Here is a 20,903-nt window from a genome sequence, read left to right as displayed (position 1 = left end):
CATCACCCGATCAGAACCGTGGCCGCGCCCATCACGATGGGGTTCGGGCCGCCTGCCGCCTCGACCACCATGTCGCCGACGCGGGTGGCGGGCGCCCCGCCGATCAGCACGGTCGCACTGCCAACCATCACTGCGCCGCCGCCATGCGGCTGCGGACTGGCGACCGGGCATAGATGCGCGTCGAGCCCCACCCGCCAGGCCGGCTTGCCCTCGATCAGCACGGTCGGACAGCCCGGCCCCGGTGCCAGCAGGCCGCCATGCGAGGTCAAATCTCCAAATCGTGCAGCAGACAGTCCCATGTCCGTCACCTCAATTGATGTTGATCATGCCGGCTCTGAGCACCAGGAAACCGCCGCCATCGATCTTCATTTGCGCCGTCGCGGAGATCTCCACGTTCGGAGCCGAGATGGTCAGCTTGGCGGCCGCCTTGATGGAGAGTGTGCCACCATCACTTTCGATGGTCAGGCTGTTGCCACCGCCGTCCTCAAGCTTGATGCCGTCGTCGTCGATCTCGAGCTTCTTGCCGTCATCGAGCTCAAGGCGGACCATTCCCCTCGCGCCGTCATCGAAGGTCAGGCGATGGCCCTTGCGGGAGTGAATCACCCTCAGATTGTTCTTGCCGTCGCCATTGGTTTCCGGCGGCGTGTCCTTGCCGTTCCACAGCGCGCCAATCACATAGGGAAAGCGCACGTCGCCTCGGTCGAAGACGACGAGCACCTCGTCGTCGATCTCGGGCAGGAAATAGACGCCGCGGTCCTTGCCCGCCATCGGTGCCGCGATGCGCGCCCAGTAGCTCTGGTTCTCTTGCGTGTGCCAGGGATAGGAGACCTTGACCCGGCCGAGCCCCTCGGGATCCTTGTTGTCGCACACCAGCGCGACCGCGACGCCCTTGGCGGCCCCGCCGGCTTCCAGCATCGTCTCGGGCGCATGCGGGGATAAAAAGTTCATAGCGACGTCTCCTTGACCTTGAAGCGCGTGCGGTAGCCGTTGCCGTCGACCTTGTGATTGGCGGCGTGGATGTAATAGATCTTCGAGAATGTCTTCCCCAGTCCGGTGAGCGACACATTGGTGTCGGGCATCAGCTCTGGAAGCCCGACGCATTCCGCCTCGCCGGTCAGGAACGCCTTGGCGTGGTCGCTCAATATGGCCGTAGCCCGCTCCTTGGCTTCGGCCTGGGTGAAGACCGGCTGCCGCACCTCGAGCACTACATCTTTCTTGGCGAATTTCTTGATGTATTCGCCGGCGCTGCTGCGCGATGGCTCCTTGCCAGACTCTTCGCCCGCCACTGCCTCGCCCACAATCGCCTTTTTGGCCTCTGGGTCCCAACCGAGCACGCGCACCCTGGAGATCTGCGAGGCCAGGTTGGCTTCCGGCTTGAAGCTAAGGAGCCCCTTGGACCAAGCCAGCGCCATCAGCCCGTTGCTGGTGTCGCGCGGCGGGCCGAAGCGCAGCACGTCCTTCTCCGTCATGTAGAATTCGTAATGGTTGCGCTTGGCCAGCTTGGTGATGAAGTCGAGATCGCCTTCCTGGTTCTGCTCGATCTGCTCATGCGTCTCGTCGGTCGAGACGATATCAGTCGAGAGCCCATAACCTTGTGCGATCAAGTGCACTACATCGCTATCCTTGACCTCTTTCCAGCTCTTCGAGCGCTTGCCCAGCGTCAGCGGGAACATGTTGTCGTAGCCGGACACGCTGAGTTCCGGCGTGCCACCTTCCGAAAAGCCGGTCGAGAGATTAGTGATTGTCCCGAACAGGACCGGCGTGAGCTTGCGGTGGTCGCCGTAGCCAACCGCGATCTCCACCTTGGCGCCGAATCTCAGCAGGTCGAAGGCTGGCTGGCCTGTCGCTGTAACGAACTCGCCTTTCTCCTGATCGAACGCATTGACGATCGTGAAACCGAAATGCGCAGCACCCCCCAGCGTCTTGTCGATCTCCACTTGGTTGACGGCGAGCGGAACCTCGTAGGTCAGTGCGCGGCCATCTACCTTCACCGTGAAGGCCGGAACATAGAACGCGTCGTAGCGGCTAGAGGCGTCCGAGAGGTCCATCAGCATTCTCCAGAGGTGGAACCAAAACCCAGTCGCCTGCTACGACGTCGCGGGGATCGTCGAGATCGTTCGCCTCGGCGATCTCGCGCCATAGCGCCGCGTCGTGATATTCGCGCGATGCCAAGAGCCAGAGGCTGTCGCCCGCCACGATGACGCGCCGCTTGCTTTTGTCGCCCGATTGCAGGCGGGGATTGGTCAGCAAAGCCGGAAGCGTCCGGTACTCCTTGAAGTTAATGCTGAGCGAGGCGCGCGACGGTACGCCGTCCGGCTGGAACAGGAGGAACTTGCGCGTCATCTTCTCGATGATCGCCGTGAAGCTGAGCTTGCCCCAGACGAAGCGCACGATCGGCGGCGCATGCTGGTCGTTGTCGATCTCCAACAACCCCGCCAGTTCATCGACGCGCTCGCGCACGCTCTTCCGCCCAGCCTTTGGCGCGTCGGTATAGTCATCGAGGAACAGTTCCATCGACAGCACGTCCGCCTCGCCATTGATGAAATGGATGAGCGGTCCGCTGAGCCCCGGAATGGAAGTCGTCTTGTAGGAATTCGACCGCTCGATCGTGTAATCGGTTGGGTTGAACAGCACGGCGATCCGGTTGCCGGCCTTGGAGCCGCTGACGATGTCGATGGTGGCTTTTTCCAACGCCATGACAGCCTCACAATCCGTGCCGCTCGCGCTCGATGCGGGCACGCCGCTCGATGCGATGCATGATGTCGTTGGCGAGACGGTCGACGACCGAGGCTTCAATCTGCGAGACCGCCTCGATGCGTGGCAAGGCGCGCGATGGCCCGGCCTCGCTAGTACGCTGCCCGCCTTGCTCTGCCGGGGCTGTCCGCGCGGCGGCGGAGGGTTGCGCCCGCTCCGGCTCCGGCGCCGCCTTCGCCGGCGGCCCGCGCCAATCGAGCGATATCTGCTGTACGGTGGCCTGCAAGTGCGACTCCCGGGCATCCGTGCGGGACCGAGGTTTGGCCAGGACGGCTTCCGTGGAGGTGCGGGTGATACCGCGCGGCTCGGGCAAGGCCAACGCAGTAGGCAGCGCCCCCCGCGACACATGGTCGAGCATCGTACCGAAGGCCCTGTCGGTGCGGCGCTCGCCGGTGACAGCCGCCTCCAGTCTGTCGCTCGCCGTCGCAAGCGCGAAGCGCCACTTAGGACCCGCCGAAGCGTTGGCGCTCTGCGAGGCCCCGGCATTGCCCTGGCGCCGCGCCGGAACTATGGAAACTGGCGCGAAAGAGGGCCAGCGATCCGACGCCGCCGTAGTCGGCGCCGGGCTTCGCTGCCGCCCGGCGGACAACTTGCCGACCTGAGGGGCCCGGACCGCGCGCGATCTCAGAACCAGGTTGAGCTCTCCGCGCACATGCACCTCGCGATGCGCCGCCTCGCGCACTACGATCGATGGGCCGAAGACCCGTTCCTTTTCCTTGCGCAGCCAGACGAAGCGCATAGTTTCACGTTCGCCGGGCAGCGAAATGCTTACCGAGGTAAGGTTAGTCGTAAGGGTCGTAATCGCTGCGGGCGGCTCCGGCTGCCTACCACCTTGCCGCATGTCCTTTCTCGCACGTCGCCAGATCAGGGCCAGGGGGGTCCAATTGCGGGAAACAGCTCCTCTGGATAGGGCGATCGCATGTGACAAACTTGAGCGTGTCTGCGCTACACGATACCCCAATCTCTTGCTCCTCCCCTCAAAGTGGAGGGGGGCTCTATTGCCGACATGTCGCGCAAAGCCGGTGAGATTTGCGTCGAGCGGATGCGTTGCCGAACTCTCCCCTCCGTTGTATGGGGCAATTGCATTCGGTCTCTCGCTGGTCCTTTGGGCCACCTCTCCCCCAATTCTTAGGGGAGAGAAGGCGCAGCAGTTATGTTGGCGGTCGATTGTAAGTGCCGCCGAAGCGATCCGGCAAAGCGAGATCGGAGAGGATAATCCCATATCCGACGACCCTTCCCGCGAGCCGTCCTGCTGCGGCCGGAGGCCGAAGGGGCGTGGCCTTTTCCAAATGGTTCGGATCTGGAATAGCTTGCCCATCTCAGCCCTTCCGGATCCCGTGATGAGCGAACTCGACGCTTTCGACCAGCACCTGCGCTCCGGACCCGTCGAGGTCCGCTCCCGTCCACTTGACGGGGAAAGCGCTGGCCACCAGCCAGCGCCACACTTCATTGGCGCTGCCGTCCCTGAGGATCACCGTGATGTCCCGCCGTCTGACCTGCCCATCCGACGCATCCTGGTTCCAGTTCGACAGGAAGTCGTCCGCGAGACCGCGTTCTAGAGTCAGGTTGCCGTAGGTCGTGTTCGAGGCGAGCTTGTGCTCATAGGCATTCTCGCCGCCTTCGTGATAAGTCTCGACCTTTACCTCGCGCGCTACACCTTTGACTTTGTTGAAGCCGCCGTGCTGGATGTGGTCGAACTCAACCACGAAGCGGAAATTCATGAAGGGGTCGACGCGCGTGTTCATGGCCTAAACCTCAAACGGATTCGCCGGCGTGCCGTCGAGCTTGCGGTTGATCGCCGAGATCGAGCGGCACCAGTGGCGCCTTTCGGCATGTTCGAGCGAGAGCAATTCAGCAGGACTCCAGTGAAAATGATAGGCGATGAAGGCCATCTCCTCCCGCAGCATGTGCGCCGGATAGGCCTTCAGGCTTCCCCCACGGTGTGGAACCCTTTCCCGCCGCCGTTGGCGAGCGGAGTGACGGCTATGGGCGCATCGACCTCGTCAGCGCTGTTAATCCGCTCATAGAGGCGCTGGAGGAAATTGAGGTCGGAGGCGAACAGCCCCTCGACGACCCGCGTGTCCACGGCGGGCAGGTCGCCCAGGCTGATGATGACGCGGGCCAGCACGATCACTGCTAGATAGGCCTCGTTCTGTTGCACGCGCGGGTCACGCAGCGGCAGGATCTCGTCAGCTGCGGTGGCCAGCCGCATGACGCCGTGTTTGTGGAGTATACCAGTCTGGTCGAGATAGCCTTTGGGTAGCGTGAACTCGACCTCGGTGACGAAATCTGTATGTCTCGACTGCATGGTATTCTCCCTCCGGGAATCGTGGCCTACGGCTTACATTTCGCGCTCGACGCCTTCGTTTACGAGCTCGATCGACTCGACCCAGACCTCGTTGCCTTTGCCGTTGAGGCCGGTGACGGTGTACTTTGACGGCCACGCCTCACTGACGACGAAGCGGGCTTTGTCCTGCCCGGCCTCGTCCATGACGATGATCGCCACGTTCTTGCGGTTACTCTGGATCTGGCCGGCAGCGATGGCGTCATGCCACTCCTCCAGCTCCATTGAGTCGGTGACCCCCCATTTGAGCGTCACGTTGCCATATTTGGTCAGGCCGCTGAGCTTGCGCAGTGGGCCGGGCTCGTTGCCGTCGCGATACTCGACGACATCGGTCGCCGTTTCGCCGATGGCCACTTCGGAGAAGTTCGCCTGAGTTATGCCGTCGATCTCCAGGCGGAAGCGGAAATTGCGGAGCGGGTCTTTGCGGGCCATGGCTGTTCTCCTCAGCGCTGGGCTTCAGCGGTATGCTGGAAGATGCGGAAGATGACGAACTCAGCCGGTCGCACCGGGGCGATGCCGATCTCGCAGATTAGGCGCCCGTTTAGGATGTCGTCCTGCGTCATCGTCGTGCGGTCGCAAGTGATGAAGAAGGCCTCCTTCTCCGTGCGTCCGAACAGCGCTCCGTTGCGCCACTGGGTGCGAAGGAACAGGCGGACCGTGTCGGTGACGCGCGCCCACAGCCGGTCGTCATTCGGCTCGAATACCACCCACTGGGTGCCTTCGTAGATCGACCTTTCCAGGAAGATGAACAAGCGGCGCACCGAGACATATTTCCAGAGCCCGTTGGATGACAAGGTACGCGCCCCCCACACACGGATGCCGCGGCCTGGGAAGCTTCGGATCGCGTTGACGCCACGCGGGTTGAGCACCTCCTGCGCCCGGTCGTTGATATCGAAGCGCAGTTCGACCGCGCCACGCACCGTCTCGTTGGCCGGGGCCTTGAACACACCGCGTTCGGTGTCGGTGCGGGCATAGATGCCGAGCACATTGCCGCCCGGCGGTACATGTTTCAGCGCGCCGCTCTGCGGGTCCGCGACCTGTATCCAAGGATAGTAGAAGGCGGCGTATTGAGTGTCCTGGAGCGTTGAGCGTGGGTCCAGATTGTCTAGATTTGATTCGTCCCGTTCGGAGTCGATCACGCCGAAGCGGAAACGCATATTCTCGCAATGGCTGATGACAGCAAGATGTATGGTTTCGCGTGCGGTGCTGGGGAACGGCGCGTAGACAAGCGCCACTTCCCGATAGGGGTCAAGCTCAAGCGCGGTCAGGCCCTGCGGTTCGGTTCGTTCGTCGGCGGGCAATCCCGTAAAATCGTCCGCGCCGACTTCGGTGCCGTTATCGCCTCCCGCGAGCGTTCCCAACCCCGGGGCCGGAAGCGTGGCATCGGCCGGATCGATCTGGGTAAATGCGATCAGCGACGAGTTGCCCACCAGCCTCTTCTCGAAATAGTCCGAAGACTTCGCGTCCAGTACGAGATCGTCAAAGTCCTCAACCAGCGTGGGCCGGGGGCGTAACGTGCGATTGTCCGGATCGAACGGATCGAAAAGCCCGCCATCGGGTTCGTTTGCCCAATATGCGATCTGGAGCCGGAAACCGACCGGGATCGGATCGCTGGTGCCAGGGGCCTTCGTCGCTGTGGAACTCTCTCTCACCTTGACGAAAATGCGATTTCCCCATTCTCCGGCGCCGACCGCCCTTGCGACAAAGTTTCCGAACTCGAACTCGGCGCTCGTCGCGTCGTTGCTGACGATGCGGCAGACATAGAGCCTGCGGCCGCCATTCTCGAAGAAGCCGTTGGCGGCATAGGGCATGTATTTGTCGCGATTGCCGAACACATCGCCGAACCAGCGCTTGTATTCAATATAGCTTGTGATGAGGCGAGGCTTGATCGGTCCGCGTTCGGTCTCGCCGAGAAAGGCTGCGGTGCTGGTCGGTACCCCGTCGATCGGCCGCGGGCCGCGTTCGATCTCTTCGATAGTGACGCCAGGAGCCAGATATTCGGGCATTGTCGGCTCTCCCGTTGGTAATGACCGCCTCAGCGGTCGGTTTGTTCAGTTGTCGCTATGGCGCCCGTGCTTTGGTCGAGCGGGCCTTGATTGAGCTTGTCCGGCGGATTGCCGTCTGGCTCGCCGTTCTCCCCGGCCAATTTTTCGGACGGGGTATGGGCCGTCGTTTGATCCAGTTCGCAGCCGGCTTGCGAGGTGACGCGCTTCTTCAAGCAGTCGCGGATCGTGACGTCGAGCGCCTTGCGGGCAGCCTCAATCTCCTTGGCTGTCGCATCGACATCGTCGGGGTTGCGGGCAAATGCACCTTCCGCCGCGCCATAGTCCTCCTTTGCTTTCCGGTAGACGCACCATGCCTTTTCGAGCGCGCTCCCATATACGTCGAAATGGATGAGCCAGGGCGGCGAACGCGTGTTAGAAGGCTCAGCGGCGACGGGTTTGCACGAATCGTCGACCACCTGGGCAGCATTGCATGCCGCTTTGGCGAGACTTTCCTTGAGAACCGTCGAAAGCCCGTCTGGGGCGAGTTGCGCGTGGGCCGGCAGGAGCTTGCCCCAGAACACATGGATTGCTTGGATGCTGTCCGGGCCATTGAGCAGTTTGCCGATCTCGTCGATCCATTTCTGGTTCTGCTGGAGCTGGGCGGTTATCCCCTTCTCCATGTCACCCAGCCCTTTGAGGAAAAGGTTTGCTGCTTCTGATTTCTGCTTGGCCTTGTCGCGCGCCTTCTCGTTTGCGCCTTGGCCGCAACACAGGCGGACGTCGAGGTTCACTTGGCTTGTCTGTATGGCCTCGATGTGCTTGCAGACGCAGCTCTGGAAAATCTCGGCCCAATCCGGGTATCGGCATACCAACGTCTTGTGCAGAATGTCGATGGCGACATTCTGCCCGGACCAGAGGCGCAATAGCTCCGGGTGCTTCTTCTTGTAGTCTTCGATGAGGGCGTCCTTCTTCTTAATGAAGCCCTCGATCTCACTCTTCAGTTGCGCGAGCTTCTTTGCTTCATAATCGGCGATCTGCTCGCTGATGTTCGCCACCAGTTCCCCGAGGTCGTACGCATCGTTGGCGGACGCAGACGCTTCTGCATTAAGTGCTGCCACTCCCATGACACTCGCCTTTCTCAGATGACCGCTGTCAGGTCAGACCAGTCGAAAACATCGTCACGCGGCTGCAGCCGCCCTTCCATCAATACGAGTGGGCCGGCGACGCGGTGCTTCGTCTCATCGTCCTCGAAGCGGAAGACGTGCAGTTCAGCCGTCGGCCGGCCGGCCGCGACGTTGGCGTCGAAGCCGGGCCTAGCGCGGAGCGAGACGACAAACTCGCCATGCTCGTCGCTGCGCGCATCTTGCGGCAGCACTTGCGGCTGTTGGCCCTCCGGACCTGTCCACGCCAAGCGCAGGAGGGCATCCGGGACGGGCTCCGCATCTGGCAAGGTCTCGACCAAACGGCCACGCAGCGCGGTTATCCCGTCGGGCACCGCATAGGCCGGCGACGGCCGCAGATGGAAGCGGACCAGCCGGTCGCCCGGGATCTGCGGCAAGGGGAAAGCGTCGGCGTAATAAGGCAGCTTGCCGGGCTCTATTTCGATCTCCGCCGGCGGCGGGGCTTCCGATCCGTCGGCAACAAAATAGACCCTCCAGATGAAGCGGCCCGACCGATTCAGGATTGGCACTCGGCCGGTCGGCCGTCCCTGAGCATCCAGCGCGCGGACGCCAAGCCCACAGCTGACGCGCTCCCCCGAGATTGGATCGATGAATTCAGCCGCGAACTGCACGGCGCGCGACAGCCGTTTAGGCTCAGAAGCCATTGGGCGGCTCCTGGAAGTTGGGGGTGGCGCGATATTCCTCGCTGACGACCGGCGCGGTGGGCCTTGCAGGTAGCGCAGGATCAATCCAGACCGGCGTCGCCAAGACCACTACGGAAGTGCGGTAGTTGACCGCCGGGAACAGCGCCCAGATACGCCCCATCTCCTCCGTCGGCATTGCTTCGAAGGAAAGGCGCACGACATCGCTACCCAGCGCCCCGCCAACTAGGTCCGGCGTGTCGTTGATCGACTGGATTGCCAAGCCGAGATCGTCGAGCGCGTTGAGGTCGGTATCCTTGTCGGACGGGCTGGTGGTCAGCAGGAAATGCAGGTCGAACGGGATCGCCCGGTCATGGACGATGATCGGATCGTTCGGGTCGGCCGGGAGGACGCGATGGCCGGCATTGCGCAGGTCGCTGTTGACCGAAGCTCGGTAGAGGAACAAGGCGAGCCGGGCGTTCTTAGCCTCTTGGTCGTCGAGCGGCCCAACATGCACCTTGGTGAGGGCCGGCACAACGAGATCGGGCAGCGCGCTTTCGATCCTCGTCTTGATCGCCTCGGTGACTTTCCTGATCTTGTCTGCGCTCATGGCCGCCTCACGCCGCCATCGTGCGGTTATGATAGGCTTGGAGTTCATCGAGCTGGCGCAAACCGCCCGTGCGCCCGAGCTTGATCAGTTCGGCCCGGGTCGCGGCGAACAAGTGCCGCATGCCGATCTGCCCGGATCCGTCACTGGCTGCCGCGAAGGCCGCCCTCAGCGTGACCTGCCTTATGTTGCCGCCCGACAGTTCTATTTCCCTGGCGAGCAGGTGCAGCTCCACATCCTTGGCCAGGGGCGCCGCATCGGGAAGGCATTGACGCCATATTGCTTCGCGAGCCGCCGCGTCCGGCTTCGGGAACTCGATCACGAAGCGCAGTCGGCGCAGGAAGGCGCTGTCGATGTTCTGCTTCAAATTGGTAGTCAAAATCGCCAGCCCGGTGAAACTCTCCATGCGCTGGAGCAGGTAGGCGACTTCCAGATTGGCGTAGCGGTCGTGGGCGTCCTTGGTCTCGCTGCGTTGGTTGAAAAGCGAGTCGGCCTCATGGAAGGCCAGCACCGCATTGGCCTTTTCGGCATCGCTGAACACTGCATCCAAATTCTTTTCGGACTCGCCGATATATTTGCTGACGACGCGGGACAGGTCGACCGTGAAGAGGTCAGTCTTGAGGGCTTTGGCGATGCCCTGCGCAGCCATCGTCTTGCCGGTCCCGCTCGGGCCAGCAAAGAGTGCGGAGACGCCCCGCCCATAGGGTAATTGCGAGCCAAACCCCCATTGGTTCAGCACGATTGGGGCCTGCTCGACCTGGCTGACGATCTCGCCGAGCTGCGCATGCTGCTCAGCCGGCAGGATGACGTCGGAAAGTGCGAAGGTCGGCGCCGAGACTTGCACCAGCCTGGACAGGTTGGCGCTCGCAACGGTGCGGCATGCCCGCGCCATTGGCCCGTAGAGTTCCTCGCCCACGCGGCCGCTCTGGCGGTCAAACGCAGCCAGTTCGACGGCCTGCCCGATCAGGTCGAGCGTCAGCTCGAACTCCGTTCCGAGCCGACGGCAATCCGAAGTGGTGAGCTTCAGGCCCCGGCTCGCAGCGGCCGCCCTGTAGAATTCCGATGCTTCCGTTTCGGCATAGTCAGCTGCATAGGCGGTAACATCGTCGCCAGGCAAGTTCGCGGCGTACCGCCGGTCAGCGGCGATCAGCACGGCTGGATGCGACACCATCCCCAGCGCGTCGACGAAATGGCCGAGCAGCGCCAGGCGGCTGTCATCGGCCGGCTCAATTCCGAAGTCCACCATGGGGACCATGTCGAAGAGCTGCGCGGCGCGGGCAAGTCGGATCGTGGCCTCCCGCTGGTCCGTTGGCGCAAGCACGAGCAGTTTCTCGGCTTGGCAACGGAGCGTCGTGCGTTTAGTCGCAGCCGCGGCCGCGTCGCAGCGCGCGCGCCAGCGGTCGAGATGCCGGGGCGGCAGCACGATCCACCGGCTTCGGCCAGCCAGGGACTGGTGCAAACCCGCGCCCGGACCGACGCCTTCCGCGTCGGAGATGTAGTCCGCGCCCGGATAGGCCCCGGCTCGGATGAAAGGGCGCAGCGACGCATCCCCAAACAGGGCATCTTCATCGCCGAGCAGCCAGCCCGGCAGCGGCTGGGCAAGGCGGGCGGGCTCGTCGGCGCGCGGCAGCACATCACCGCTGTCGAGCAGGCGCCAGCGAACAAGGCCCTTCTCATGCTCCAGTTCGGTGCGAATATCGATCGGGTTGCCCAGCATGGAACATGCGAGGCCAAGCGTCGGCTGCTTGCGGCCGAGGTCGTCGTTCAAATGACCGAAGGCTGTCTGTATTTTGACGCCGAGATCGGGTCCGAGCGCCAGAAGCAGCACCTTGAATTCCGTCACCGTAAGCCCCAGCCGCTGGAACAGCCGCGCCAGCGGTTCGGGGTGAGCGGCGCTCTCGGTCATGAGCGCTTCCACCAATTCGCGGTCGTGCGCGGAATCATCATCTTCGGCAAGCCGGCGCGGCGGCGCGGTGCGGACCAAATCCTCCACGATGCGGGGGCCAGTTGCATAAGTTAGGTATTCGCCGTCCGTGCGTGGCAGCGATTTGGCGTAGGCGCTGATCGTGGCGCGCACCCATTTGTCGGCTTCGTGAATGAGGCGGTCGACCGAGCGGCCGATCTCGACAAGCTCGGCTGGGTGTCCCTCTTTGGACAGCCGGTACTCCATAAGCCGCGAACGATCGGGGCCCCTATCGCGAGCGAGCACCTGGAGCGTCTCGATCAACTGCACCGAGCCGACCTCGCTCAGGCGGAAGTTCACTAGATCCTCGCCAATCACGATGCTGGCAATGACGGCATGCGGCTCGTTGCGGACGATTTCCTCCAGCAGATCGGGATCGAAGTCGCCAAAGGCGATCAGCACCTCAACATCGCGGGCGACTGAGAAAAGCTTGTCGCGGGTTTCGTCGGCATCGATCAGCTCATCCGAAACCAATTCAAATTCCGGAGCCTCGCGGAGATCGTACGCAATCGTGTCCGCGAGCACGTCGTTGCGCAGTTTAACGATGGCGATGCGAATACCGGACATGTAGGGCGCCCAATGCGGCACTTGGTAGCCGAATTATGGGTCCGTTCGTTCACTCCTCAAATTCGCCTTGAAGGATCAATCATGGACATACGAGCAATAGATCATCCCTCCCCCGGCGACGAACGTTTACCAGACACTTCGGTCGATCAGGTCAATAGCCCGCATGGCCGATGTGAGCTCCATCTTAGGAGCGATAGTAGCGCCCGCATTTGTACGTGCGGCAGAAGCGGTCGATTGACCTATGTTGGTCGCTAGGAAAACCGGCCTATGCACATTCTGAAGGCACCATCCGTGCTTTGATCAACCTGCGGCTTGTGGTCTCAAAGGACTCGCCGAACGGCAAGCGCTATGCGGTTCGTGACAAAGCTGGAGTGGTCGTAGACGCATTCGGATTTGACCTGACGCCGATCTATGCCAGGCGCAAAGAGTGGTGGAGGCTGTTGCAAAGCAGAGGCGGCTCAAGGACACTCTCAAGTGGATGTTCGACGAGATCACGATTTGACGTCGAGCAACAGAAGAGGCCTTGAGCGCCCCCGTCCAACACTATCCCGACATCGATCAGACAGGTCTGAAACATCGCCTGGGAACCTTGAAAGCCAGAACCCCGAGGAGGTCTGGATCATCTCTCCCGAACGGCTTGGTCGAAGCGTGGAGAGAGGTAAGACACCTTGTCGAGGAAGCTTTCTACGGGGCAGGCTGCGACGGCACCAAATGCCGGCATAGCATGGCTCGACAGGACTACACACCGGTGATACACACGAGCAATTCAAGGGTGTGCTAAGTATTTGATTCTGCTGTCGTACCAGGTTGAGACGTACAATCCTCTCCAGGCAACCATCGACTTATCAAAATATTGAAGTTGTTCTGCTATTCAGCAAGGTGTCCAGTCAGCCAGGCGCAATAGTACACACGTTCGAGGCTACGCCAGCAGACTTGATACATCTCTCAATTGCTTGGCCGTTTACTGCGCCATAAACTTCACTCCCTTTCTACGTACCCGGGGTCAGTATTACCTTCCCAGCGATCTGACCTGCCTCGAGTAACCGATGAGCCTCGGCAGCTTGGTCCAGTGCAACGGTGCGGTCGATTACCGGCTTCACTCTGCCTGAGGAAACGAGCGGCCAGATTCTCTTCTCGATCTCCCGCGCAAGCCGTCCTTTCTCTTCGACCGAGCGTCGCCTGAGATTGGCCCCCGTGATCGTCAAGCGGTTGAGGAGGATATGAAGAAGATCGAATGTCGCTTCCATTCCCTCTTGGAGCGACACATAGCAGAGACGCCCGCCCATATTGAGCGAGGCGATGTTGCGCTGTGCGTAAGGCCCACCGACCATGTCGAGGATGACATCCACGCCCGCTCCTCCGGTGTATCGGTGCACGGCCTCAACGAAATCCTCGTTCTTGTAGTTGATGGCGAGATCGGCACCGAGTCCCCTCGCAAAAGCGCAGCGCTCATCAGATCCCGCTGTCGCAATAACAGAAGCCCCGCATTGCCTCGCGATCTGGATGGCCATGCTACCGACGCCGCTCGCGCCACCGTGTACGAGAAGCGCTTCGCCAGAGACGAGATGTGCCTGCTCGAAGACGGTCATCCAAACGGTGAAGATAACCTCTGGCAGCCCGGCTGCTTCGACGAGCGTCAGGTGCTCTGGCACAGGTAGGCACTGCACCTCAGGTGCAATACAATACTCGGCATAACCGCCTCCGACGACGAGGGCGCAGACGCGATCGCCTATCTTCCACCGGTGGACTGCCGAGCCGCACGCGACCACTACCCCAGCAACCTCCAGTCCCGGCACGCTCGGCGCATCATCCGGCATAGGATAGGTCCCGATACGCTGCATCACATCCGCGCGGTTCACGCCCGCGCCGTGGACCTCGATCAAGACGTCGTTCGGCCCCGGCGACGGCACTGGCTGATGTGTGAGGACGAGGGCCTCAGGACCACCAATTGCGGGAATGTCGATGACGCGCTGGGACTCAGGCACGATACCTATGGGTGCTATCGCTGATGAATGCGTCATCGCCTGCTTCCTCCGGGAGCTTGGAACTCCACCTTAGAAAGGATGAGGGTCACCAGGAAATAGGGAATTTCGCCTAGATCAGATGGGGACCCTTGTCCGGTCGGGCCTGCGCGTTCTACGATTGCATCGATTGTGGAGGGTGACCACGCATGCCCCTTGATCTCACTCACGTGACTTCAACTTCTGAACCGGTTAGGTCCCGTGAAAGCTCCGGTAGCGTCCAGCGCATAGCGCTGGTCACGGCCGGCCAAACGCCTCGGGGCGATGTCGTCCGTTATATTACGGACCTGCTTCCCCTGTCCGTCAGCATCTCTGAATTCGGAGCACTTGACGGCTTGAGTCGTGAAGAGATCCGGCGGTTGGCGCCCGCCCCGGGCGAACTCAGCATTGCGACAGTTCTTGCCACCGGCGAGCGCGTGGTGATCGCCCGGCGCGCGATCGAGGAACGCATGCAGGCGCTCGTGTCCCGTATGGCGCCGGCGGAGTTCGCACTCGTTGCGCTGTTGTCAACCGGCTTCGTTCGCGATTTCCCGGGCAAATGCCCGGTCATCAACATGCAAAGGGCCGTCGACACCGCCGTTGACGCACTGGTTACCTCTGGCCGCCGGGTCGGCCTCATCCAGCCCATTCAGCGCCAGATCGTGGAAAACGAACTTGGTCTCTCAAGCTTCGACCATGTCCGCACTTGGCTTGACCCGTCCTACCCCATCGACTGCGAGCGCGTGGCCCGAGAATGCGCCGGGTGCGAGGTGCTCGTTCTCAATTCGATCGCCTTCGACGAGCCAACGGCCCGCCGACTAGGCGAACTAACCAGCAAGCCCGTGATTCTGCCGCGCCGGGTGATCGCCGGTGCCGCGCGCATGCTCCTCGATGTGGCCGGCACCGTGGCGGGGCCCCACTCCGTCACGATAGTCGATCCGGCTCTGGAGACGCGCCTTATGAGCCTAACTCCCCGTGAGCGGGAGGTCATGTGGCAGATGGTTGAGGGCTTGTCTACGAAAGCCATTGCCCGTCGGCTCGGCGTGAGCCCGCGCACGATCGGGATCCATCGCACAAAGGTCCTGTCGAAGACAGGGGTGACCTCGACGAGCGCCTTGATCCACTTGGCGCTCAGCCATTTCAACAAGCTTGGCAATCCAAGTGAGAACCCAACGCACTAGGTGCAAACGCCTATAGTTCTGGCGAGGCCTCCTCGCTTACCCTCCACGTGAATAGCGATGCCGCGGCGATTTCGCGGTGCGCCCACACGCTGAGTGTCATGGGAGGCAGGCTGAATGCCGTCACGTTTTCGCATTGGTGTCGATATTGGTGGCACCTTCACGGACTTTGTGTTGTACGATGCTGATGGCCATACTGTGCGGCTGCACAAGAATCTGACAACGCCGCAGGACCCCTCCATCGCGGCACTTACTGGGCTTGAGGAACTCGTCCAAGGCGCCGGGATCGGACTAGATGCGGTAGACGAAATCGTGCATGGCACGACCCTTGTCACGAACGCCATTATCGAGCGCAAAGGGGCCAAGCTCGGTCTCCTGACCACGCGGGGCTTCCGTGACATCATCGAGATGGGAACGGAACAGCGCTACGACATCTACGATCTCTTTCTCACTTTCCCAGAGCCACTCGTCGGGCGCGACCTGCGACTCGAAGTTGGCGAGCGCATTGATCGCGACGGCAGAATTGTCGAGCCCCTCGATGAGGCAGCGGTTTTGTCCGCCGGCCGCGAACTCGTCGAGGCCGGTTGCGAGGCGGCCGCCATCTGCTTCCTCAACAGTTACCGCAACCCGGCGCACGAGCGCGCCGCCGGGGCCATTCTCAAAGAGGCCTTCCCGGATCTGTCGATCTCGCTCTCGAGCGAAGTTGTTGCCGAAATGTGGGAATACCAGCGCTTCGTCACCACCTGCGCAAACGCCTTCGTCCAGCCCCTCATGGACCGCTACCTGGCGCGCCTGGAGTCCGATCTTCGGAGGCGCTCCTTTCGCGGAACGCTGCGGCTGATGCACTCAGCTGGGGGCATGGTGTCGCCCGAGACGGCACGCGCTTACCCGATCCGCTTGCTCGAGAGTGGCCCGGCCGGGGGAGGGCTGGCGACGGTCCTGTTCGGGGCGCTCGCCGGCAAGAAGGACGTGATTTCCTTCGACATGGGCGGCACGACAGCCAAGGCCTGCCTTGTCGAGGACGGGCGGGTCGAGGTGGCGCCCATGCTTGAAGCGGCGCGCGTGCGGCGCTTTGCACGAGGCTCAGGTCTCCCGATCAAGGCACCGGTCATTGAGATGATCGAGATCGGCGCAGGTGGCGGCTCCATCGCGGAGATCGACGAGGTTGGCCTGCTCAAAGTCGGCCCGCATTCGGCAGGATCCGACCCAGGTCCAGCCTGCTACAGCAGGGGTGGTACAAAGCCAACGGTAACTGATGCCAATCTCGTGTTGGGTTATTACGATCCAAGCTTCTTTCTTGGTGGGCGGATGACGCTCGACGCGCGGGCGGCGGCAAGTGCGGTCGAGAGCGTCGCCGCTCCGCTCGGCCTTACCGTCGAAGAGGCTGCCTGGGGCATCCACAAAGTGGTCGTCGAGAGCATGGCGGCGGCCACACGGGTGCATCTTGTGGAGCGTGGCAAGGACCCCCGCCGCTACGCCATGGTGGGCTTCGGCGGCGCCGGCCCAGCCCACGCAGCGGCTATCGCTCGGGTCCTCGGTATTGGCGAGGTGATTGTTCCGCCCGCCTCCGGTGCCGCCTCCGCCCTCGGCTTCCTCGCGGCTCCGCTTTCCTTTGATCTCGTGCGTTCCCTGCCGATCGAATTCTCGGATGATTTCGATGCCAAGAGCGTGAACGCTCTGCTTGACGAAATGGAAACGGAAGGCCGCCGGCACCTCATAGAGGCAGGCGTCGATCTGGCCGGGATCGGCGTCGAGCGCAGCGCCGACATGCGCCTCGTCGGCCAGATGCACGACCTTGCTGTGCCGTTGCCCAATGGCCCCGTCGGGAGCGACAGCCTCAGCACGATCCGCGAGGCCTTCACAAAGGCCTATGCACAGCGCTATACTTCCGTCTACGAAGGTGCGCGCATCGAAGCTATCAATTTCCGCGTCCGCTGCTTTGGTCCGACCCCGACTCTCTCGGTGACAGGTGCTGCGAGCGGGATCGCCGGCCAGAAGATCAAGGGGACCCGCCGCGCCTGGTTCGACAAGGATTGGAGCGAGGCTGTCGTTTACGACCGTTACGCTCTGCGCCCCGGGGACAAGATAGTCGGCCCAGCCATTATTGAGGAGCGCGAGGCGACAACGGTCATCGCCCTCGGCGACCGGCTCAGCGTCGACGAGAATCTCAATCTACGCATCCTCGTTGGGCTGGCCGATGAGGCCGAGGTCGCCATTACCCCAGAGATGCCGGTCGAGGAAGCAATCCGACGCATCGAAGCGGACCCCATTTCACTTGAGATCATGTGGAGCCGCCTCATCAACGTCGTTGAGGAAATGTGGCTCACCGTCTGTCGCACGGCGTTTTCGCTCGTGATCTCGGAGGCGCAGGATTTTGCGACGGAACTTCTCGATCCTGACGGGGAAACCCTTGCGCACAGCCCACGGGCGATGCCCGTTTTCAACCTCACGCTGCCGCGCGCAGTGAAGGCCTTGCTTGAGCGCTATCCGGCCGAGACCTTGCGGCCGGGTGACGTCCTCATCACCAACGATCCCTGGCTTTGCGCGGGCCACCTGTTCGACGTCGCAGTGGTCACACCCGTCTTCCGCGATGGGCGCGTTGTCGCCATGATGGGAACAGTTGGTCACGTCGGCGATATCGGAGGCACGCGCGATTCGCTCAAAGCGCGCGAGATCTACGAGGAAGGCCTGCAGATCCCACCCATGAAATTGTATGAGGCGGGGCGCGTTAATGAGACGCTCGTGCGCCTCATGGGCGAGAATATCCGCGGCTCTGACCAAGTTCTGGGCGACATTCATTCGCTCGTAGCCGCTAACGCTATCGGCGCCGAGCGTCTGAAATCCTTCATGGACGAGTATGGCATGCATGATCTGCGCGCCCTAGCCGCGGTCGTGCAGAACCGCTCCGAAAAGGCGATGCGAGACGCCATCTCGGCCCTTCCTGACGGAATCTATCAGGGGTCGATCAGCAACAATCCCTTGGGCGAGCGGATGACGTATCCGCTGAAGCTAACCGTGGCAGGAGACCGAATCGAGCTTGATTTCGAGGGTGCCCCGCCACAGCTCGATCAAGGTGGATTGAACTGCACCCTCAATTACACCATGGCGCACGCCACCTATCCATTGAAATGTATGCTGACGCCCAACGTGCGCGGCAACGCGGGCTGCTATCGTGCCTTCACGGTCAAGGCTCCGGAGGGCTCAGTGCTCAACTGCACTCGTCCCGCCTCGGTCGCCATGCGCACGCGTACAGGCTGGTATCTCGCGCCGAACATCTTCCGCGTCCTGAGCAGTGCTGCGCCGCAGCAGGTGCAAGCCTTCACTGGCCTGCCGACAGCGGCGAACATTTATGGGCGCGATGCTTCGGGCCGCACCTATGCCGACATGCTCTTCATGGGAGGTGGCCAGGGAGCCTCTGCGCACAGGGATGGCAAGTCAGGAATTCTCTATCCAACGTCGGCCGCTAATACCTCGATTGAGCTGCTTGAGGCGCGCGTGCCGGTGCTCATCCTCGAGAAGGGATACGTCGCGGATTCGGGTGGACCTGGCCGGTACCGTGGAGGGCTTGGACAGCGCGTACGCCTGCGCAAGCTCAGCGCGGATGAACGGCCGACGCTCATCTCTGTCTATCCGGAGGGCTTCGATGTGCTCAATCCTGGCCTGTTCGGCGGTAAACCCGGAGGCGCCGCACGGGGCGGTTTGCGCGATCCCAGCGGGAATCTCGTTCGTGATTGCGGCGCGGGCGAGCTCGTGAAGGTAACGCACCCGGATGAGATCGTCGAAGTCGTTCTGGCAGGCGGGGCCGGTTACGGCGATCCGCACGAACGCGATCGGGCCTTGGTTGAGCAGGACGTTGCCTTCGGTTTCGTGACCCCCGCCGCGGCTGCGTCCGAGTACGGACGGACGGGTCGGCTGGCGGCCGACGCGGCAAGTAAGGTGGCCTGACGGCTGTAGTCGCAGACCAAATGCGAGTGGTGAAGTGCGTGCAGTGTTGATCTCAACCAGGACCTTTGGGGGTGAGCCATGACGGTAGTGCAAGCGACTGTGACGCAGGCTGAACCTGCGAAAGCGCATCCGACGATCTTTGAACCGGCAACGTTCCTATTGCTATCAGTACTCTGCGTCTTTGGAGCAATCATCGGCCTGCAGCTCCTCGTCTCTCTCGGCGTGACGCCCAATACCTCCCTCATCGGGGCACTTGCCGCTATAGCACTGGCCCGCGTGCCGGTGATGGCCTTCATGCGTTACCGTTCTGTGCACGTGCAAAACCTCGCGCAGAGTGCCATCTCCTCCGCCACCTTCGGGGCTGCCAATAGCCTCCTCCTGCCGATCGGTATTCCGTTTCTCCTCGGCCGGCAGGATCTTGTTCTGCCGATGTTTGTCGGCGTGTTCTTCGCCCTCCTCCTGGACGCCTACCTGCTCTACCGGATGTTTGACTCTCGCGTGTTCCCAGCAAGCGGCGCTTGGCCGCCGGGTGTGGCAGCTGCCGAAGCGATCAAGGCGGGCGACGAGGGTGGCCGCAAGGCGGCCCTGATGGGGATTGGTTTTGCAGTCGGGATTGTAGGTTCATTCTTTAAGATTCCGATGTCGGCTCTGGGCGTGGCCTTCATCGGGAACATCTGGGCCTTGTCTATGTTCGGTATCGCGCTCCTGGTGCGCGGCTACTCGACCTCGCTGTTTGCCAGTCCGGCCTTCGCGTCCATTGCCCCTGGCGGAGATCTGATGAAGGGTTATGTCCCACATGGCTTCATGATCGGTGCGGGTCTGGTTGCCCTCGTGCAGGTCGGTATGCTGATCCTGCAGCGGAGCGACAAGAAGCCGACACTGGCCGCCGGTCGCACCGACGAGGAGGTCCGGCGCACCCTCGGCTTCGGCTCATTGGGATACATTGCCATTGCAGTGCTATTGGCGGTGATCGGCGGCCTCTTCTCCGAGATGTCCATTGGCATGCTCATCCTGTTCGTGATTTACGCTGCCTTCGCAGCCTATGCTCACGAATTGATCGTCGGCATTTCTGCCATGCACTCCGGCTGGTTTCCAGCCTTTGCAGTAGCGCTTATCACGCTCATCATCGGCCTCCTCATCGGTTTCCCGATGCCGGCTCTCGCCTTGCTGACAGGCTTCTCGGCGGCAACTGGCCCTGCCTTTGCAGATATGGGCTACGACCTCAAGGCAGGCTACATCCTGCGCGGCAATGGCGCCGATCCTGAGTTTGAGCGGGAGGGCCGCCGGCAGCAGCTCATGGCCGCCATGTTGGCGTTCTTCATCGCGGCCATAGTGGTCCTTTGGGCGTATCCCTCCTACTTCGCGCAGAATTTGTTCCCGCCGGTCGACCGAGTTTATGCCGCCACGATCAATGCCGGCGTTGCACCCGGAGTGGCCTGGTCACTCTTCATCTGGGCAATCCCAGGTGCGATTCTGCAATATATCGGTGGTCCTCAGCGACAGATCGGTGTGCTCTTTGCGACAGGCCTGCTGATCAACTTCCCGATGGCCGGATGGGCAGTTCTTGCCGGTATTGTGGCGCGTCTCATCTGGAAACGGGCAGCCGGCGAGACGGCTGAGGGCGACATGCAAGTCTTTGCGGCGGGTCTAATCGCGGGTGACGCCATCTACAGCTTCTTCGATTCCGTCGGAAAGCGCTACTTCCGCTAATCGCCACGCCGGCCCTATCAGCTGGCGCGTCTATCAGGATTAATGTCAC

Annotated in this window: 19 protein-coding genes; 4 read left to right on the top strand and 15 right to left on the bottom strand. The window is 62.1% G+C overall.

Annotation, left to right across the window (positions count from 1 at the left end; genetic code table 11):
* Positions 1–2: 2 nt before the first annotated feature.
* From JAO75_RS17470 to JAO75_RS17405, 14 genes are all read right to left on the bottom strand, one after another.
* Positions 3–299, bottom strand: coding sequence for a PAAR domain-containing protein (locus tag JAO75_RS17470; protein WP_199050422.1), 297 nt, complete (start codon positions 297–299; stop codon positions 3–5).
* A 10-nt stretch (positions 300–309) separates the two neighbouring features.
* A complete protein-coding gene (locus tag JAO75_RS17465; RefSeq protein WP_199050421.1) occupies positions 310–948 on the bottom strand; it encodes a phage baseplate assembly protein V in 639 nt (212 codons plus the stop codon).
* Positions 945–2,048, bottom strand: coding sequence for a phage late control D family protein (locus tag JAO75_RS17460; RefSeq protein ID WP_199050420.1), 1,104 nt, complete (start codon positions 2,046–2,048; stop codon positions 945–947). The genes JAO75_RS17465 and JAO75_RS17460 overlap by 4 nt, the downstream gene beginning before the upstream one ends.
* Complete coding sequence (locus JAO75_RS17455) at positions 2,026–2,697, bottom strand: CIS tube protein (protein WP_199050419.1); 672 nt, start codon at positions 2,695–2,697, stop codon at positions 2,026–2,028. The genes JAO75_RS17460 and JAO75_RS17455 overlap by 23 nt, the downstream gene beginning before the upstream one ends.
* 7 nt (positions 2,698–2,704) lie before the next feature.
* Positions 2,705–3,493 carry a hypothetical protein gene (locus tag JAO75_RS17450; protein WP_199050418.1) on the bottom strand — a complete coding sequence of 263 codons (789 nt, stop codon included), beginning with the start codon at positions 3,491–3,493 and terminating at the stop codon, positions 2,705–2,707.
* 580 nt (positions 3,494–4,073) lie between these two features.
* Positions 4,074–4,499 carry a phage tail protein gene (locus JAO75_RS17445; RefSeq protein WP_199050417.1) on the bottom strand — a complete coding sequence of 142 codons (426 nt, stop codon included), beginning with the start codon at positions 4,497–4,499 and terminating at the stop codon, positions 4,074–4,076.
* A gap of 3 nt (positions 4,500–4,502) precedes the next feature.
* Positions 4,503–4,661, bottom strand: coding sequence for a DUF6760 family protein (locus JAO75_RS17440; protein WP_343234647.1), 159 nt, complete (start codon positions 4,659–4,661; stop codon positions 4,503–4,505).
* 17 nt (positions 4,662–4,678) lie between these two features.
* A complete protein-coding gene (locus JAO75_RS17435; RefSeq protein WP_199050416.1) occupies positions 4,679–5,062 on the bottom strand; it encodes a hypothetical protein in 384 nt (127 codons plus the stop codon).
* Between the two features lie 33 nt (positions 5,063–5,095).
* The gene (locus JAO75_RS17430) at positions 5,096–5,530 is read right to left on the bottom strand and encodes a phage tail protein (RefSeq protein ID WP_199050415.1); all 435 of its coding nucleotides are present in this window, start codon (positions 5,528–5,530) and stop codon (positions 5,096–5,098) included.
* A gap of 11 nt (positions 5,531–5,541) precedes the next feature.
* Positions 5,542–7,104 carry a phage tail sheath family protein gene (locus JAO75_RS17425; protein WP_199050414.1) on the bottom strand — a complete coding sequence of 521 codons (1,563 nt, stop codon included), beginning with the start codon at positions 7,102–7,104 and terminating at the stop codon, positions 5,542–5,544.
* Between the two features lie 29 nt (positions 7,105–7,133).
* Positions 7,134–8,207, bottom strand: coding sequence for a hypothetical protein (locus JAO75_RS17420; RefSeq protein WP_199050413.1), 1,074 nt, complete (start codon positions 8,205–8,207; stop codon positions 7,134–7,136).
* A gap of 14 nt (positions 8,208–8,221) precedes the next feature.
* Positions 8,222–8,908, bottom strand: a complete 687-nt coding sequence (locus JAO75_RS17415) for a hypothetical protein (RefSeq protein WP_199050412.1) — start codon at positions 8,906–8,908, stop codon at positions 8,222–8,224.
* Positions 8,898–9,494, bottom strand: coding sequence for a Pvc16 family protein (locus JAO75_RS17410; RefSeq protein ID WP_199050411.1), 597 nt, complete (start codon positions 9,492–9,494; stop codon positions 8,898–8,900). Before JAO75_RS17410 ends, JAO75_RS17415 begins: the two co-directional genes overlap by 11 nt.
* A 7-nt stretch (positions 9,495–9,501) precedes the next feature.
* A complete protein-coding gene (locus JAO75_RS17405) occupies positions 9,502–12,021 on the bottom strand; it encodes an ATP-binding protein (RefSeq protein ID WP_199050410.1) in 2,520 nt (839 codons plus the stop codon).
* A gap of 215 nt (positions 12,022–12,236) precedes the next feature.
* Between JAO75_RS17405 and JAO75_RS25490 the strand changes: the two genes are divergently transcribed.
* Complete coding sequence (locus tag JAO75_RS25490) at positions 12,237–12,548, top strand: helix-turn-helix domain-containing protein (RefSeq protein WP_199050409.1); 312 nt, start codon at positions 12,237–12,239, stop codon at positions 12,546–12,548.
* A 462-nt stretch (positions 12,549–13,010) separates the two neighbouring features.
* Here the strand turns inward: JAO75_RS25490 and JAO75_RS17395 are convergent, their stop codons facing one another.
* Positions 13,011–14,042, bottom strand: a complete 1,032-nt coding sequence (locus JAO75_RS17395) for an NAD(P)H-quinone oxidoreductase (RefSeq protein WP_199050408.1) — start codon at positions 14,040–14,042, stop codon at positions 13,011–13,013.
* A gap of 149 nt (positions 14,043–14,191) precedes the next feature.
* Here JAO75_RS17395 and JAO75_RS17390 point away from each other — a divergent pair, with 149 nt between their 5' ends.
* From JAO75_RS17390 to JAO75_RS17380, 3 genes are all read left to right on the top strand, one after another.
* Positions 14,192–15,202 carry an AroM family protein gene (locus JAO75_RS17390; protein WP_199050407.1) on the top strand — a complete coding sequence of 337 codons (1,011 nt, stop codon included), beginning with the start codon at positions 14,192–14,194 and terminating at the stop codon, positions 15,200–15,202.
* 114 nt (positions 15,203–15,316) lie between these two features.
* Entirely contained in the window at positions 15,317–19,144 is a 3,828-nt protein-coding gene (locus tag JAO75_RS17385) for a hydantoinase B/oxoprolinase family protein (RefSeq protein ID WP_199050406.1), read from the top strand.
* 78 nt (positions 19,145–19,222) lie between these two features.
* Positions 19,223–20,854 carry an OPT/YSL family transporter gene (locus JAO75_RS17380; RefSeq protein ID WP_199050405.1) on the top strand — a complete coding sequence of 544 codons (1,632 nt, stop codon included), beginning with the start codon at positions 19,223–19,225 and terminating at the stop codon, positions 20,852–20,854.
* Positions 20,855–20,903 lie beyond the last annotated feature (49 nt).

The organism is Microvirga splendida, assembly GCF_016427565.1.
Classification (GTDB): Bacteria; Pseudomonadota; Alphaproteobacteria; order Rhizobiales; family Beijerinckiaceae; genus Microvirga; species Microvirga splendida.
This window is presented reverse-complemented; position numbering and strand designations above follow the sequence as displayed.

Coding starts and splice junctions, on each gene's coding strand:
- JAO75_RS17460 (WP_199050420.1), bottom strand. CDS start 2,048: ATGGACCTCTCGGACGCCTCTAGCCGCTACGACGCGTTCTATGTTCCG.
- JAO75_RS17470 (WP_199050422.1), bottom strand. CDS start 299: ATGGGACTGTCTGCTGCACGATTTGGAGATTTGACCTCGCATGGCGGC.
- JAO75_RS17410 (WP_199050411.1), bottom strand. CDS start 9,494: ATGAGCGCAGACAAGATCAGGAAAGTCACCGAGGCGATCAAGACGAGG.
- JAO75_RS17405 (WP_199050410.1), bottom strand. CDS start 12,021: ATGTCCGGTATTCGCATCGCCATCGTTAAACTGCGCAACGACGTGCTC.
- JAO75_RS17415 (WP_199050412.1), bottom strand. CDS start 8,908: ATGGCTTCTGAGCCTAAACGGCTGTCGCGCGCCGTGCAGTTCGCGGCT.
- JAO75_RS17465 (WP_199050421.1), bottom strand. CDS start 948: ATGAACTTTTTATCCCCGCATGCGCCCGAGACGATGCTGGAAGCCGGC.
- JAO75_RS17420 (WP_199050413.1), bottom strand. CDS start 8,207: ATGGGAGTGGCAGCACTTAATGCAGAAGCGTCTGCGTCCGCCAACGAT.
- JAO75_RS17455 (WP_199050419.1), bottom strand. CDS start 2,697: ATGGCGTTGGAAAAAGCCACCATCGACATCGTCAGCGGCTCCAAGGCC.
- JAO75_RS17425 (WP_199050414.1), bottom strand. CDS start 7,104: ATGCCCGAATATCTGGCTCCTGGCGTCACTATCGAAGAGATCGAACGC.
- JAO75_RS17395 (WP_199050408.1), bottom strand. CDS start 14,042: ATGACGCATTCATCAGCGATAGCACCCATAGGTATCGTGCCTGAGTCC.
- JAO75_RS17445 (WP_199050417.1), bottom strand. CDS start 4,499: ATGAACACGCGCGTCGACCCCTTCATGAATTTCCGCTTCGTGGTTGAG.
- JAO75_RS17385 (WP_199050406.1), top strand. CDS start 15,317: ATGCCGTCACGTTTTCGCATTGGTGTCGATATTGGTGGCACCTTCACG.
- JAO75_RS17440 (WP_343234647.1), bottom strand. CDS start 4,661: ATGCTGCGGGAGGAGATGGCCTTCATCGCCTATCATTTTCACTGGAGT.
- JAO75_RS17390 (WP_199050407.1), top strand. CDS start 14,192: ATGCCCCTTGATCTCACTCACGTGACTTCAACTTCTGAACCGGTTAGG.
- JAO75_RS17430 (WP_199050415.1), bottom strand. CDS start 5,530: ATGGCCCGCAAAGACCCGCTCCGCAATTTCCGCTTCCGCCTGGAGATC.
- JAO75_RS17450 (WP_199050418.1), bottom strand. CDS start 3,493: ATGCGCTTCGTCTGGCTGCGCAAGGAAAAGGAACGGGTCTTCGGCCCA.
- JAO75_RS17435 (WP_199050416.1), bottom strand. CDS start 5,062: ATGCAGTCGAGACATACAGATTTCGTCACCGAGGTCGAGTTCACGCTA.
- JAO75_RS17380 (WP_199050405.1), top strand. CDS start 19,223: ATGACGGTAGTGCAAGCGACTGTGACGCAGGCTGAACCTGCGAAAGCG.